Source organism: Acinetobacter sp. YH12064 (genome assembly GCF_013419735.1).
GTDB classification, from domain to species: Bacteria; Pseudomonadota; Gammaproteobacteria; order Pseudomonadales; family Moraxellaceae; genus Acinetobacter; species Acinetobacter amyesii.
Genome location: NZ_VOZP01000003.1, coordinates 203,423 through 218,441, shown reverse-complemented (window position 1 = coordinate 218,441; position 15,019 = coordinate 203,423). Strand labels below are relative to the sequence as shown.

At 42.1% G+C, this 15,019-nt stretch carries 15 protein-coding genes and 5 tRNA genes; 13 read left to right on the top strand and 7 right to left on the bottom strand.

The genetic code is table 11. The features are described from left to right. The first annotated feature begins 22 nt into the window (after window positions 1-22). Window positions 23-1,027 (top strand): HlyD family secretion protein, encoded by a 1,005-nt coding sequence (locus FTU13_RS04390; protein ID WP_180126960.1) that lies wholly within the window; start codon window positions 23-25, stop codon window positions 1,025-1,027. A 105-nt stretch (window positions 1,028-1,132) separates the two neighbouring features. On the opposite strand, the gene ruvX is transcribed toward FTU13_RS04390, so the two are convergent. Both ruvX and FTU13_RS04380 read right to left on the bottom strand, forming a co-directional pair. Then, entirely contained in the window at window positions 1,133-1,576 is a 444-nt protein-coding gene (ruvX, locus tag FTU13_RS04385; protein ID WP_078192570.1) for a Holliday junction resolvase RuvX, read from the bottom strand. After that, the gene (locus FTU13_RS04380; RefSeq protein ID WP_078189425.1) at window positions 1,569-2,123 is read right to left on the bottom strand and encodes a YqgE/AlgH family protein; all 555 of its coding nucleotides are present in this window, start codon (window positions 2,121-2,123) and stop codon (window positions 1,569-1,571) included. The genes ruvX and FTU13_RS04380 overlap by 8 nt, the downstream gene beginning before the upstream one ends. A gap of 307 nt (window positions 2,124-2,430) precedes the next feature. Here FTU13_RS04380 and FTU13_RS04375 point away from each other — a divergent pair, with 307 nt between their 5' ends. Further along, a complete protein-coding gene (locus FTU13_RS04375) occupies window positions 2,431-3,156 on the top strand; it encodes a hypothetical protein (RefSeq protein WP_180126959.1) in 726 nt (241 codons plus the stop codon). 77 nt (window positions 3,157-3,233) lie between these two features. Here the strand turns inward: FTU13_RS04375 and recN are convergent, their stop codons facing one another. After that, window positions 3,234-4,895: a DNA repair protein RecN gene (gene recN, locus FTU13_RS04370; protein WP_180093130.1), complete on the bottom strand. Its 1,662-nt coding sequence runs from the start codon at window positions 4,893-4,895 to the stop codon at window positions 3,234-3,236. Between the two features lie 601 nt (window positions 4,896-5,496). Between recN and FTU13_RS04365 the strand changes: the two genes are divergently transcribed. From FTU13_RS04365 to FTU13_RS04355, 3 genes are all read left to right on the top strand, one after another. Further along, window positions 5,497-5,820: a pyrimidine/purine nucleoside phosphorylase gene (locus FTU13_RS04365; protein ID WP_067763086.1), complete on the top strand. Its 324-nt coding sequence runs from the start codon at window positions 5,497-5,499 to the stop codon at window positions 5,818-5,820. 175 nt (window positions 5,821-5,995) lie between these two features. Continuing rightward, window positions 5,996-6,766, top strand: coding sequence for a 23S rRNA (guanosine(2251)-2'-O)-methyltransferase RlmB (gene rlmB / locus FTU13_RS04360; RefSeq protein ID WP_180126957.1), 771 nt, complete (start codon window positions 5,996-5,998; stop codon window positions 6,764-6,766). Window positions 6,767-6,774: 8 nt separating this feature from the next. Continuing rightward, window positions 6,775-7,695, top strand: coding sequence for a DMT family transporter (locus tag FTU13_RS04355; protein ID WP_372491165.1), 921 nt, complete (start codon window positions 6,775-6,777; stop codon window positions 7,693-7,695). A gap of 14 nt (window positions 7,696-7,709) precedes the next feature. On the opposite strand, the gene coaE is transcribed toward FTU13_RS04355, so the two are convergent. Genes coaE through pilB form a run of 4 tightly spaced genes read right to left on the bottom strand, consistent with a single transcriptional unit; the run spans window position 7,710 to window position 12,150 of the window. Continuing rightward, entirely contained in the window at window positions 7,710-8,312 is a 603-nt protein-coding gene (coaE, locus tag FTU13_RS04350) for a dephospho-CoA kinase (RefSeq protein ID WP_180126955.1), read from the bottom strand. Between the two features lie 9 nt (window positions 8,313-8,321). Beyond that, a complete protein-coding gene (locus FTU13_RS04345) occupies window positions 8,322-9,182 on the bottom strand; it encodes an A24 family peptidase (RefSeq protein ID WP_180039972.1) in 861 nt (286 codons plus the stop codon). Next, complete coding sequence (locus FTU13_RS04340) at window positions 9,182-10,408, bottom strand: type II secretion system F family protein (RefSeq protein ID WP_078192563.1); 1,227 nt, start codon at window positions 10,406-10,408, stop codon at window positions 9,182-9,184. Before FTU13_RS04340 ends, FTU13_RS04345 begins: the two co-directional genes overlap by 1 nt. 32 nt (window positions 10,409-10,440) lie before the next feature. After that, window positions 10,441-12,150: a type IV-A pilus assembly ATPase PilB gene (gene pilB, locus FTU13_RS04335; RefSeq protein WP_180102319.1), complete on the bottom strand. Its 1,710-nt coding sequence runs from the start codon at window positions 12,148-12,150 to the stop codon at window positions 10,441-10,443. 275 nt (window positions 12,151-12,425) lie between these two features. Between pilB and tpiA the strand changes: the two genes are divergently transcribed. The 8 genes from tpiA to rimP all read left to right on the top strand — a co-directional run bounded on the left by tpiA (window position 12,426) and on the right by rimP (window position 15,015). Continuing rightward, window positions 12,426-13,217, top strand: coding sequence for a triose-phosphate isomerase (tpiA, locus tag FTU13_RS04330; protein ID WP_180084538.1), 792 nt, complete (start codon window positions 12,426-12,428; stop codon window positions 13,215-13,217). Between the two features lie 13 nt (window positions 13,218-13,230). Continuing rightward, complete coding sequence (secG, locus tag FTU13_RS04325; RefSeq protein WP_078192560.1) at window positions 13,231-13,560, top strand: preprotein translocase subunit SecG; 330 nt, start codon at window positions 13,231-13,233, stop codon at window positions 13,558-13,560. A gap of 52 nt (window positions 13,561-13,612) precedes the next feature. After that, window positions 13,613-13,697, top strand: a tRNA-Leu gene (locus FTU13_RS04320). Window positions 13,698-13,745: 48 nt separating this feature from the next. Continuing rightward, window positions 13,746-13,822 (top strand) — tRNA-Met (locus FTU13_RS04315). Window positions 13,823-13,895: 73 nt separating this feature from the next. Continuing rightward, window positions 13,896-13,972: transfer RNA gene (locus FTU13_RS04310), tRNA-Met, on the top strand. 58 nt (window positions 13,973-14,030) lie between these two features. Further along, a tRNA-Met gene (locus tag FTU13_RS04305) sits at window positions 14,031-14,107 on the top strand. A 90-nt stretch (window positions 14,108-14,197) separates the two neighbouring features. Next, window positions 14,198-14,274 (top strand) — tRNA-Met (locus FTU13_RS04300). A 216-nt stretch (window positions 14,275-14,490) separates the two neighbouring features. Further along, window positions 14,491-15,015, top strand: a complete 525-nt coding sequence (gene rimP / locus FTU13_RS04295; protein ID WP_180126953.1) for a ribosome maturation factor RimP — start codon at window positions 14,491-14,493, stop codon at window positions 15,013-15,015. Window positions 15,016-15,019 lie beyond the last annotated feature (4 nt).

Genomic DNA, 15,019 nt, shown 5'->3' with positions numbered 1-15,019 from the left:
ATGAAATGATTGAGGTAATCGTATGACCAATTTGAATGTCCGAAAATATATTCGGCCTGTATTGCTAATAATTGTGCTATGTGGCGCATTACTTGCGCTGAAACATATTTGGGAATATTACAATTCGGAACCTTGGACGCGTGATGGGCGGGTACGTGGTGACGTGATTCAAGTGTCATCGGATGTTTCAGGTTTGGTCACAGACGTTTTGGTTCAAGACAACCAACAAGTGAAAAAAGGCCAAGTGCTGTTTCGTATAGATGTGGCACGTCAAGCCTTGGATTTTGAGCAAGCCAAATCTGACTTGGCGAAAGCCAAAGCAGGACTCGCAGGGGCTGAAGCACAGCTTGCTGAAGCCAAAGCAAATCTAGTGAAGTCACAAGCCAATATCAACCTTGCAAATAAAAATGCAAATCGTTATGCAAGTTTGATGGACGGTGCGATTTCAAAACAAGAACAAGATCAAATGTTTGCAGTACGTGATCAATCACATGCAGAGCATGAGCAAGCTCAGGCCGCGATTGAACAAGCCAAAGCCAGTGTGGTGCAGCAAAAAGCCCTAATTGAAGCGGCCAATAGCAGTTTGCATTTGGCTGAGTTGAATTTAAAACGTTCGGAAGTGGTTGCACCGACTGATGGAACATTGTCTAACTTTGAACTCAAAGCAGGGAATTACGTCAAAGTAGGCCAAGCCGTAGCGGCCTTAATTGACCGTCAACAATTGTATGTTGTGGGATATTTTGAAGAAACCAAACTGGATAAAATCTATGTTGGCGCACCTGCAACAATCCAACTGATGGGAAGTTCTGAAGTTTATAAAGGCCATGTACAAGGCGTTGCAACAGGGATTGAAGACCGTGAACGTACCTCGACTGATGGCTTACTGGCCAATGTCAATCCAACCTTTAGTTGGGTCCGTTTGGCACAGCGTGTACCAGTGAAAATTGTACTGGATGAAGTACCGCATGATCAGTTGGCTTTTGTCGCGGGTCGAACCACCACGATTCATATTGTGGATAAAAACTAAGTTATCCCCAATCATTTCATTTGCGCAGCATCGAGTGATCAATCTTGCGCATAAAAAAGCATCCTTTTTCGGATGCTTTTTTATTTGCCTGTTTGTTGAAAGCGCTTAAGGTTTTAGCCCGACTGGATTTCGATACCAACTTTCAATAAACAATGCTGCAGCAAGGCTGTCGGCAGAAAGATTCTTCGCACGGCCTTGGGCTTGATAATGATCTAATTCATCACGCGCTTCACGTGTCGTTAAGCGTTCATCGACCATCAAGGTTTCAATATTGGTTTGGTGGCGAAGGCGTCGTGCAAATTTACGCGCACGTGTGGAGAGTTCAGATTCGCTATCATCCATATTGAGCGGTAGACCCACGATGAACAAATCCGGCTGATACTGTTTCACAATCTTGAGTAGATTATCCCAATTGGGAATGCCATCTTTCATGGGAAAGAGTGGCAGGGGATTTGCACTTTCAATCAGGGCTTGTCCCACAGCCATTCCTGTTTTTTGTGTGCCAAAGTCAAAGGCCATAATCATTTGATATTGTGGTAAATCAGGCATGTCCAATCTCAGATGATAACCACATGCGGTCTACGCCCATTTTTTTATAGGCAGCATCCCAGCGGTCGTCATAAGGTAAGTTAAATATTAAATCCATGTCTGAGTCACAAATGAGCCAATCACCCCGAGCAATTTCTTCTTCTAATTGGCTTTTACCCCAACTGGCATAGCCTAGAGCCACCTGATAACGACCCACACCTTCATTGTGTGCAATCGCATCTAAAATATCTTTAGACGTGGTAATGCAGACATTTTCACCTACAGCAATAGACGAATGCCATGTCGGTTGACCGGTATGAAGAACAAAACCTGCCTCTGGGCGCAAAGGACCACCTTGCAACACTTCATGAGGATGCACATTATCTGCCTCAATTTCTAAATCATTCAATAGTTCTTTGATCTGCAAGCCCGAAGGACGATTAATAATGATGCCTTGAGCGCCATCTTCATCATGTCGCGCTAAATAAATCACCGTATTGGCAAAGAATTCATCGTTCATTTCGGGTGGAGCAATCAGGCAGCGGTGTGTGAGGTATTGTTTAGTCACCTAATGGCTTCTCCTTATTGGGGTAAGTTTCATTCTTGGGGGAATTGCATTCGAATAACGTTGTATTTATCAACATACTAGACTCACAAGTTTTCAACAATGAGTTTTTCTGCAAATTCAATATTTGTCATGCTCGACCAGTGAGGGACATGCTAAAAATCTTCATCGTGCAGGCGGGTCTGCAATGTGGTGAATTGTGAAGCGATGATTGGTGATTTGAACAACAGCAGTACAAAAGTGAGGAGAAGATATACGTGATGGATGACTGAGATTGCTTAAAATAGCAGGATAAACTGAGGGTAAAACAATGACACATTATTCAAAAATAATAGGGATGGCACTCTGTGCAAGCCTACCTATTTCAGGCTTTGCAGGAAGCGCTGACTTACAAAAACATGAATCTCAGGTGATTAAAAAATATAAAAACTTAAATTTTTATGAGGTCAATGAAGCGATAGAACGTGAAATTGTGGATGTCATTGCGGCAGATCCGAGCAGTTTTCACTACGGATTTACGCAACTTGAAAAGCAAGGTTTTGTTCATGTGCAATATTCACCAGATAAAAAACTTAAATTTTATAGTTTTGATGTGTCTGGCGGAGGCACCATGGGGGAGTGGAGCAGCTATGTGCAATATGCAACGGGAAAAACGCAACATTTAGATCAATTTGACTCAGGCTATATCAATCAAATTTTGCCGGTCAACATCCAAAATAAAACCGTATATTTGGTGAAGAGTTATTATAAAGGTGATAATTGCAGCGGACTACATCATCTAAGAGCTGTTGAAGTTGGACCAAAACAGTTACTTAAATCTTATGTATTTCAAACTAAGCAAAAGAAACTAGATCAAATCTCGGTAGATTATGACTGCCATTATGAAACCGATCGTCGTAGCGGTAATGAATATCTCAAAATCAGTCCGAAACACGTGGATGTTATGTTACTCAATCAACAACATCAGCCGCAGTATAAATATTTACGCTATAGCTTGGGCTCAAAAGGCTTTGTCTATCAAGGCATTATTAAATAGAAGTTGTATCACAAGTGATAAAAAAAGCCTTAGTCAAAGTGAACTAAGGCTTTTTTATTTAAGACATTTACGGTGATTTAGCTGTGCTGAAACTTTAATTGTCGTAATTGTTTTGCGTGTTGTAAGGTCGTTTGACTAATCTCCACACCACCAGTCATTCGAGCCAGCTCTTGAATCCGATCATCTTCTTCTAATTCGATAATGGTACTGCTTGCAGGATCCGTTTGACGTTTTTTCACCAACAAGTGCTGATCGGATTGTGCTGCAACTTGCGCTTGATGCGTGATACATAGAATTTGAACATGCTGCGCCAAATCAGCCAACAAACGCCCCACAATTTCTGCCGTTCCGCCACTGATCCCGACATCAATTTCATCAAAGACTAACACTTCGGATTCGGTTTTTTCAGCATTCATCACTTGCATGACTAAGGCGATACGTGACAATTCACCCCCCGATGCCACGCGTGCTAGAGGCTGAGCAGGAATCCCTTTGTTGGCTGTGAATAACAGCTGAATAAAGCTTAAACCTTCACTTGAAGCTTGTTCTAGAGGCTCAAATTTAAATTCAAAATGAGCCTCTGGGAGCGCGAGCTGCTTCACTTGTTCAGTCAACTGCTTCGCCAATGGGGTAGATGCTTCACGACGAATATCATCCAAATGCTGTGCTTTGGTTAAAAAGTCTTGATGAGACACTTCCACTTGTTCAGCTAAGGTTTCAGGATCCTCAAGCTGATGTAATTGTTCAAGCTCAAGTTGCCACGCATCATAATCATTTTTTAAGTCTTCAGGCTGAGTACGATATTTACGCGCTAAGCGATGAAAAACTTCCAGTTTGGTATTTAATTCGTCCATACGTTCAGGATCGAAACTTTGACGATCAATAAACTGACGTAAATTTGCGGTGGCATCTTCAATTTCACTTTGAGCGTTCAGTAGCGACGTATAAATTTCAGAAAGTTGTTCACTACGTCCTGCATGCGATTCAATTCGACGAATGATCGCGCCCATTTCTTGATTGATATTTTGCTCGGCATCATCGAGGGCATTTAGACCATAGCTACAATCCTGCATGATATGTTCATGATGACTGAGACGGTCAAATTCTTGCTCGATTTCTTTGTAGTCCGTTTGCACAACGTCTTCAAGTTCTTCTAATTGAAGTTCAAGCGTTTCTATCCGTTGCTTACGTGTGGCTTGGGCATCGAGTGCTGCTTGGTGCTGTCGAATATCCTTTTGCCACTTGCTATAGGCATCACGAACGGCTTGAGCCGGCTGATAAAAATTGTAATAGCGATCTAGCCAATGTTTTGGATAGGGCGGTTCTAAGAGTTGTTGTTGGCTGTGTTGGCTATAGAGTTGTACCAATAAGCGGCCAATTTCTTTTAACTCAGATAAGCTGCTCGGACGTCCATTAATCCATGCTTTGCTGCGACCTGTTGCAAAAATCACGCGACGTAAATGAATTTCTCCAGACTCATCATCTAGTTCGTGTTCTTTGAGCCACAGTGCTTCAGGACTGTGCTCTTGGTAGCTAAAGGTCGCTGTCACATCGGCTTTGTCTGATCCATAGCGCACATAGTTGGTGTCTGTTCGTTCACCTAAACATGCTGATAGTGCGTCTAGCAGCAAAGATTTACCTGCACCTGTTTCACCCGTCAGGACGTTAAAGCCTTGTTCAATGTCGATGGCTAAATGGTCGGCTAATGCAAAATTGATCAGAGTTAAATGTGTCAGCATAAACGCATCCGAGCTGCGAAAAGTTCTAGTTAAAGATAATTAAGTTTTGTTTTAGTCACAAGATAAGTTTTATTTTAAGATGACGAAAAACCTCATAATTCTATCCTAAATTTCAGTTTAATAAGAAATTAGTTTCGTATCTGCCGTAAGCACGCAGTGTAGTGATGCAAAGAGTAAATGATCTTGCATAACGTGAGCTTAAACCATCCAACATTTTGCTAAGTTCTCACAAAACACGTTTGTGTATGTATTCTTGTATTTAATCTAACGTGTTATTGCCTTAAAACGTCATGATTTGGTCTCTTAAATCCATCCATATAATTCATTATCCATGTATATATCTGTGAAATGATTTTGCAGCGTTTCTATAGACCCTAACTAGGACTTTAGTGGATGAAATAAAAAAAGTATTTTGTACAAAAGTACAGTTTGTTTTAGATTCTCAATGTCAAGATAGTGAGATGGTATTGGGACATATCCACTTCTCAGATTTTTGTAATTATCTATCTCAAAATTTTCAACACTGATTGATTAGTTTTTGCAGCACAATTAAACTACTTCGATCAAAATATTATAAATATGCTTTATCTGGAGAAAACGCATGTCAGCACAGTTTGATCATGTATCAGTCATCAAAAAATCAAATGTTTATTTTGGCGGTCTATGCATCAGCCATACTGTGCAATTTGAAGATGGAACCAAGAAAACACTGGGTGTGTTGCTTCCAACTGAACAAGCGCTGACTTTTGAAACTCATGTACCTGAACGTATGGAAATTATTTCAGGTGAATGTCGTGTTCAAATTGCTGATAGCGAAGAAAGCGAACTATTCCGTGCGGGTCAATCGTTCTACGTGCCAGGTAATAGCCGATTTAAAATTGAAACAGATGAAGTCTTGGATTATGTGTGCCACTTAGAAGGCTAATAATTCAATCAATTTAGGCACAGTTTTTTAACCTCAAATCGGTTAAACTATGTGTCATAGCATAAATCCTGTAAAGCTTGCTTTGCAGGATTTTTCTTTTTGATAACCTAAGCTGTGCGCTGGGTGATCATACCCTGTTTAAAAGTTTTCGAAGTTTGCAAATTAGAGGTCGTTCATGGCGAAACCGGAATATTATTATGGCGTTCATTCAGTGGAGTCATTACTGGAACTTGAGCCAGAACGCGTATTAACTTTATTTGCGTTAAAAGGACGTGATGATCAGCGTTTAAAACGTATTTTTGAGTTGGCAGAACCGTTTGGTGTCAGCATTCAAAAAGCTAGCCGTGATAGTTTGGAAAAACTTGCGGGACAACCGTTCCATCAAGGTGTGGTCGCGGCTGTACGCCCCCATCCAGTCTTAAACGAAAAAGATTTAGAGGCTTTATTACAAGCCAATCCCAATGCGTTGCTATTGGCTTTAGATCATATTACAGACCCACATAACCTTGGTGCATGTATCCGTACAGCGGCAGCTATGGGCGTTGAAGCCGTGATTGCACCGCGTGATCGTTCAGCGACACTTACCCCAACAGCTCGTAAAGTTGCTGCTGGTGGTGCTGAAAAAGTGAAGTTTATTCAGGTGACCAACTTGGCACGTACATTGGCTCAAATCAAAGAAGATTTTAACGTGCGTGTGGTCGGCACCATGCTAGATGAAAAAGCGTTGCCGATTCAAAAATTTGACTTCACTGGTACGGGTGTATGTGTGGTGATGGGCGCTGAAGATACAGGTTTGCGTCCTATTACGCAGGCGCAATGTGATCAAACTGTTTACATTCCAATGGCTGGTAACTTGCAAAGCTTAAATGTCAGTGTCGCAACCGGTATGGCATTGTATGAAGCATGTCGTCAACGTAACAATGAATTGAAATTGAAATTGAAATAGAAGTGATGATGTCTCCCCAAAAGCAAGGTTATTTATATGTTTTCATTACCATGTGTATTTGGGGCGGATTCACCTTAACGGCGCGTTTAAGCGCCAATTGGGGAATCAGTGCTTGGGATATCACGGCACTTCGGTTTGCTTTGGCATTTTGCATCTTAATGCCAATTTTGATTTATAAAAAAGATACGGCTTTTTTATGGAAGAAAGAGCCTTTTATCCTCGCCATGCTCGGCGGGGTGACCTATTGTTTAACAGCCTATAGCGCATTTCATTATGCTCCTGCGGCCCATGCTGCAATTTTCCTCAATGGTTGTATTCCCTTATGTACGGCCATAGCCGCGTTTCTGATCTTCAAACAGCCGATCGATAAGCATACGTGGATCAGTGTGGTGATTATGGTCTCTGCCATTAGCTTAATGAGCTATTTAATGTACGTCGAGACTGGTGTGGCATTTGGTTTAGGTGATTTGCTATTTTTTATCAGTGCCATTTGGTGGGGGATATTTACGGTATTGCTTAAGCAATGGAGGCTCTCTGCTTGGCATGCCATGGCGGGGGTTGCGGTTTGGTCTGCCGTGGTATTCGTGCCTATTTATCTACTATTTTTCCCTAAACATTGGTCTGACCCAGAGCCATTGCAACTCATTGGACAAGTTATCTTTCACGGTATTTTTGTGGTGATTATTGCGACTTTAACGTATGTAGAGGCGATCAAGCGCCTGGGTGCATTTAAAGCCGGAAGTATCGTAACTTTGGCACCTTTTATTGCTGCAATTTTAGCGGTACCGCTGCTGAATGAACCCTTAAGTTTTGCAATTGTGTGTGGATTGGTCGGGATGGGGATTGGAGCGATTCAACCGTGGAAATGGTTGGGACGAAAGGACAGTCTAGAGCAGCAACTCGAACAACAAAAAAAGCAGTCTGAGTAAGACTGCTTTTTTATTTAGCTTTTTTCAGCGTGCGCTAAGTACTTGAGATGCAACGGCCGAAGCTGTGCATAAAGATGATCTAAATGACCATCATTCAGCACGACATCATCTGCAATTTTTTGCTTTTCCTGTCTTGGCATTTGTACTTGAATAATTTTTTGGATTTGTTCGATATTTTGACCATCGCGCTGTGATGCGCGCTGAATTTGCAATTGTTCCGTGGCATCAATCAGCAAGGTGTGATTGGTCAATTCATGTTGATTGGTTTCAAATAACAGTGGTGAAACCAAGATGACATAGGGGCTAGTGGCTTCGTTTAATTGTTGGATAATGGACTGGCGTATTGCAGGATGGGTAATGGCTTCAAGTGTTTGACGTGCTGTGGGATCTTTAAAGATATGCTCACGTAATGCACGCCGATTTAACTCACCATTCGCAAGTAAAACCCAATCACCAAATTGTTGTTGAATCTGAATCAGTGCGGGTTGCCCCGGTTCGACAACCTCGCGAGCAACGATATCAGCATCGACGACTTGAATGCCTTGGAGTTCAAACCAATTGCTTGCAGCAGATTTACCGCTACCAATACCACCTGTTAAACCCAAGACAAATGTCATACAACGACCTTACTGACCCAAATAAATTTTCATAATTTGATCACCCCATAAAAAGGCGATCCATCCGGCGATGGCAATATAGGGACCAAATGCAAAAGGTTGGTTTTCTTTACGGACTTTGAGCAAAATAATGCCAATGATTGCACCCACCAGTGAAGAGAGTAATACAATCAGTGGAAGCAGGAAAGGGCCCATCCACGCACCCAAGGCAGCTAAAAGCTTAAAGTCACCATAGCCCATACCTTCTTTGCCAGTGATGATTTTAAATAAATAGTAAACAATCCATAGGCATAAGAACCCGATGATATACCCCCAAATGGCTGAGGTTGCAGAGGTATAAATGGCATAGCTATTCACGCCAAGCCCGAGTGCAGCCAAAGGAAGGGTATAGCGGTCAGGTAAAAGTTGGGTGTCAAAGTCAATAAATGTTAAGGCAATCAATACATAAGTCAGCACCAAACCAAACAGCATCTGGATGGTTGGACCAAAAACTGCAACAACAATCAGCGCACAGATCATGGTGAGTAATTCGATCAGTGGATAACGGCTACTGATTGGATTTTGGCAACTTCCACATTTTCCGCGTAAAACGATCCAACTGATAACCGGAATGTTTTGATACCAACGAATGGGCGTTTTGCATTTTGGGCAGGTTGAAGCAGGTGTGCTCAGTGTGATCTTTGTTTCGTCAATAATCGGTTGATCCGGATGTAAAAACAGTTGGCAATCCGTACGCCATTCTTGTTCCATCATCTTTGGTGTGCGGTAAATTACCACATTCAAAAAACTACCGATGCAAAGACTAAAAATCCCAACTGCGATATACATCGCAATTGGGGTATTAATTAAATATGTTATTAATTCTTGCATTAAACCACAGAACCCATTTGGAAGATTGGAAGATACATTGCAATCACAAGACCACCAACGAGGACACCTAGTACCGCCATAATTAAGGGTTCCATCATCGAGGTTAAGCCATCTACGGCATTATCCACTTCATTTTCATAATGCGTTGCCACTTTGTCTAGCATAGCATCCAAGGCACCGGATTCTTCACCAATAGCCACCATTTGAATCGCCATAGATGGGAATTTATCGGTGACACGCATCGCAAACTGCAGCTGTTGACCAGTCGCCACATCTTCACGAATTTTCATGACTGCTGTTTCATAGACCACGTTGTTGGTTGCACCTGCAGTTGATTCGAGCGCATCGATTAAGGGTACACCCGCGGCAAATGTGGTTGCCAAGGTACGGCTATAGCGGGCAATAATTGCTTTATAAACCAAATCCCCAAAAATTGGTGCTTTGAGTGCAGCTTTGTCTAAGAAGTCTCTGAAAGCTTTGCTACGTTTTTTTGCTTCCATGAAACCAGCAATCACAGCGCCAATTCCAATGATGAGGAAGAACCAATATTTTTGCATCCATTCCGACATGTTCACTACCATTTTGGTAAAGGCAGGTAGGTCTGCACCAAATGATGAAAACAAGTCTTGGAATACGGGAACTACTTTTACCATCAAAATGATTGTCACAATAACAGCGACAACAATTACCGCTGCTGGGTATTTCATGGCTTTTTTGATTTTTTGCTTAAGCAATTCACTTTTTTCTTTGTAAATTGCAACACGGTCTAGCATAGTTTCAAGTGCACCCGACTGTTCACCTGATTCAACCAAGGAGCAAAATAGGTTATCGAAATACTGCGGATATTTTCGCAGCGCACCGGCAAAGGTATTACCGCCTTCAACTTCACCTTTAATCCCCAAGACTACTTCACGCATGGCTGGGTTTTCTAAGCCTTCCGCTACGATTTCGAATCCTTGAACGAGCGGTACACCAGCTTTCATCATGGTTGCAAGTTGGCGCGTGAATACCGTGATATCCAAAGTGGATACTTTCTTTTTCATCAAGCCTTCGAGAATATTTTTGCGTTTTTCTCGAATGGTTTTAATGGTGATGCCTTGCTTACGTAAAGTAACTTTGGCTAAAGCCATATTACGCGAAGGCATTTCCCCTTTGATTTTCGCCCCTTTGCGATCCACGCCTTCATAACTGAAGGTTGGCATCATCTGCGCTTTTTTTACAGCCATGAATTTATCCTTATTTTTAAATACTAATTCACTTACTCACTGGTCACACGATTGACTTCTTGAAGTGAAGTCACCCCCTGCATGACCTTAATTAAGCCTGAACGGCGTAAATTGTTAAAACCTGCTTGATTTGAAGCTTCGGCAATTTGTAAGGCATTGCCGTCTTCCATAATAATTCTTGAAATTTCAGGTGTCACTTTCATGACTTCGTAAATACCCACACGACCTTTATAGCCTTCACGGCATTCGGCACAACCCACAGGCTGGTATATTTGGAATTCTGGTGTATTTAAATCATCTTCGGTAAAACCAAGCTCCAATAGACTTTGTTTTGGTACGTCTACTGTTTCTTTACATTGTGAACATAAGCGTCGTGCAAGTCGCTGCGCAATGACAAGGTTTACGGATGTCGCGATGTTAAATGAAGGCACGCCCATATTGCGTAAGCGTGTCAGTGTTTCAGGTGCACTATTGGTGTGCAGTGTAGACATCACCATGTGACCTGTTTGAGCCGCTTTAATTGCAATTTCAGCCGTTTCTAAATCTCGAATCTCACCGACCATCACAATATCAGGGTCTTGACGTAAGAATGATTTTAAGGCTGCAGAGAAGGTGAGGCCGACTTTATTATTTACGTTGACCTGATTGATCCCTTCTAAGTTAATTTCCACAGGGTCTTCGGCCGTTGAAATATTGGTATCTTCACGGTTGAGAATATTTAAACCTGTATATAGAGATACGGTTTTACCGGAACCCGTTGGACCGGTAATGAGTAGCATGCCTTGTGGTTTTTCTAAAGCCTGCATGAACAGTTCTTTTTGATCCGGTTCATAACCCAACGCATCAATCCCTAGCATCGCACTAGATGGATCAAGGATACGTAGAACAAGTTTTTCACCAAACAATGTCGGTAAAGAGTTCACACGGAAGTCGATAGCTTTGTTCTTTGAAAGCTTTAACTTGATACGACCGTCTTGAGGTATACGCTTTTCCGAGATGTCCATTTGTGACATGACTTTTAAACGTGAAGCGAGTCGAGTAGCGAGCTGCAAGGGCGGATTTGTAATTGTTCTTAACACGCCATCGACACGGTAGCGGACGCGATAGGTTTTTTCGTAGGGTTCGAAGTGTAAGTCAGATGCACCCATACGAATTGCGTCGACTAGCAGCTTATTGATGTATTTAACAATCGGAGCTTCATCCCCCGTTGCCTCATCTTCATCTTCTTTCGCTGGATCAATAGTTTCCTGTTCTAAATCAAGATCAAAGTCATCATCAAAGTCAAAAGTACTTTCTTCAGAAAAGTTCTGTTCAATTAACTTTTCAAGTTTGTCATGTTCAACAATAATTGTTTCAGTATTCAGCTTACTACCAAATCGAATGGCATCCACTGCTTCAATATTGGTGGGATTACTGATCGCAACGAATAATAAATTGCCATGTTTAAAAATAGGCAAAATGCGATGCTTGGTAATGAGTTTATCTTCAAATTCATCACGTATAATTAAAGACGTATCATAAGTTGAAATATCAAAAACCGGTTCACCGAACTCTATCGAGATGGTTTCTGCGATCAGGCGTGCTGAAAGGTGATATTCCTGAATCAAATGCGGCACGATATCTTGATGAGCCTTTTTTGAATTTTGCAGCGCTGCTTGCATTTTTTCGGCAGACAGATGCCCTTCGTCAACTAAGCGACGAATAAACCCCGTAAATCTTGAAGAACCTTGAACTGCTGTCATGCTTTTACTTGCCTATGCTTCAGTCTGTTTATAATTGGTATAGCAAAATTATACTTTTGTTGCACAAAAATACCATATCTTAAAGTGTTGTCACTAGCTAAGAATTGGTAAAAAGCATGAACCAGTCCTTAAATCTGCTTAATTTTTTTACAGAAAAGTGAAGATCTTGGAATGACTGGTGTGCTTCGAAGATGCAAATGTGTTGAAATTTATCTTCAAAATTATGAATTACGTGTAGAATGTGCCCGATTTCATCTTTGTCATGTGGGATAAATATGTCGGGTTCGACGATTACGCCTTGGGTAGTGGGTAACTGGAAAATGAACCCATTGCAAGCCGATGCTGGCGCACTTCTTAAGAATTTTAAGCAATTATTAGATGAACAAAATATTGCTGAAGCGGCATGCCATATTGGGGTTGCACCAACAGCTATTGCTTTGACCACGGTGCAAAATGAATTAGCACAAGCAAGCCGTAACATCATAACCGTTGCACAAGACGTTTCTCGCGTCGCAGGTACAGGCGCATATACGGGTGAGCTCAGTGCAGAGCTATTAAAAGATTATGGTGTTGAGTTTGTACTGATTGGTCATTCGGAACGCCGTGAAATATTCGCTGATCAACCGCATATCATTAATGAAAAAGTAAAAAATGCATTAAACGCAGGTTTGACTGTGATTTATTGTGTGGGTGAAAGCTTAGAACAACGTGAAAGCGGCCAAGCAGAACAGATTGTGTTACAACAAATATGTGATATTGCTGCTGTTGTACAAGCAGAGCAGTGGAAACAAATTGTGGTAGCTTATGAGCCAATTTGGGCTATTGGCACAGGTAAAACAGCGTCACCTGAAGATGCGCAAGCGATGCACGCTAAAATTCGTGAAGGTTTAAGCCAAATCACCCCAATGGGACTTCATACTGCGATTCTTTATGGTGGTAGTGTAAAACCTGAAAATGCAGTAGAGTTGGCAGCCTGTCCGGATATCAATGGTGCGCTGGTCGGTGGTGCATCATTAAATGCAGAGTCGTTTTATAAAATTGCTCAAGCATTTGCAAATACAAAATAATTAGGAGTTCAGCATGCATACGTTTGTGCTGGTGGTACATATTATCTTAGCGATTTTAATGATCGTGCTGATTTTAGTTCAGCATGGCAAAGGCGCAGATGCGGGTGCATCTTTTGGTGGCGGCGGTGCTGCAACTGTATTTGGTGCATCGGGTTCGGGTAACTTTATGACCCGTTTGACTGCGATTTTAACGGCTTTGTTCTTCGTTACGAGCTTGACACTTGCTGTGTTTGCAAAGAAACAAACGACAGATGCTTATAGTCTGAATGCGATTTCTTCAGTACCGACTGCGCCTGCAAAATCGGCTGAAACTTCGCCAACTGCACCAAAAAGCGCTGAATAATTTATTTAGCACTTTCTTTTTTGACGTGTTGCGACTAGAATGCGTCACAGCTGCGGTGGTGGTGGAATTGGTAGACACGCTACCTTGAGGTGGTAGTGCTTTCGGGCGTGGGGGTTCAAGTCCCCCCTTCCGCACCAACTTATAATCCAGAACATAAGTTGGTGTATGCAGCAAAACTCTGTTGATGCGGGATGGAGCAGTCTGGTAGCTCGTCGGGCTCATAACCCGAAGGTCGTTGGTTCAAATCCAGCTCCCGCTACCAATCAATTCTATTTTTAAGATGCAAACTTTTAAATGGACAGCTTTTAAAGCTGAGAAAACTATTTGCATATTGATGCGGGGTGGAGCAGTCTGGTAGCTCGTCGGGCTCATAACCCGAAGGTCGTTGGTTCAAATCCAGCCCCCGCTACCAATCTTATATAGCACACAATCTATATAAGCAGTTTATCTGAAAGTCATTGTGATGTTGATGCGGGATGGAGCAGTCTGGTAGCTCGTCGGGCTCATAACCCGAAGGTCGTTGGTTCAAATCCAGCTCCCGCTACCAATCCTCTGAGATGCAACTCAGTAGGGCAATTCTTCAGGTTGTTTTAGATTGAAAATGACCAAGAAATTGTATATAATTTTTGCATGTTGATGCGGGATGGAGCAGTCTGGTAGCTCGTCGGGCTCATAACCCGAAGGTCGTTGGTTCAAATCCAGCTCCCGCTACCAAGTTTCTAAAAGAGGCTCACAACTAGGTGGGCCTTTTTGCACAGTGGACTATGGTTTTCTGTGTAATAATGGGGCGATTTACGCCCTTTTTTATTGGCTATCGTGTAGTGTCGACAGTATTTTGGTCAAACCGTCATGTTTCACTACTACTATAGTTTCGTATTGGTCTGTAGTGGTCATTTCGACCATCGAATCGCACAAATTTGACGAGAGTAAATGAAGCTATCAAATAAAACTCAAGCACTTCAGGACTTAATTGCCCCAGCGGTGCAAGCATGTGATGTAGAACTTTGGGGGGTTGATTTCCAACCTCAAGGAAAACGTTCACTGTTACGTATTTATATCGACCGTGAAGTTGATGAAAATGCAGAACCTGTCATCAATGAAGATGGCGAAGTTGAGCAAGGCCGTGGTATCGGCGTGCAGGACTGTGTTCGTGTCACTCAGCAAGTGGGTGCGATGTTGGATGTACATGATCCAATTTCAGGCGAATATGCATTGGAAGTGTCATCTCCAGGTTGGGATCGTCAGTTCTTTAAATTGGAACAAATGACGGCATACATTGGTCAGCAAGTCGCTTTGCGTTTGATCAGTGCTGTAGATAATCGTCGTAAATTCCAAGCCAAACTTGTTAACGTAGACCTTGAGAACGAAATGATTCAGGTTGAAGTTGAAAAGCAACAAGTGTTGGATATTGACAGCCACAATATTGATAAAGCAAATCTGGTTTTCCAAGATTAATTTA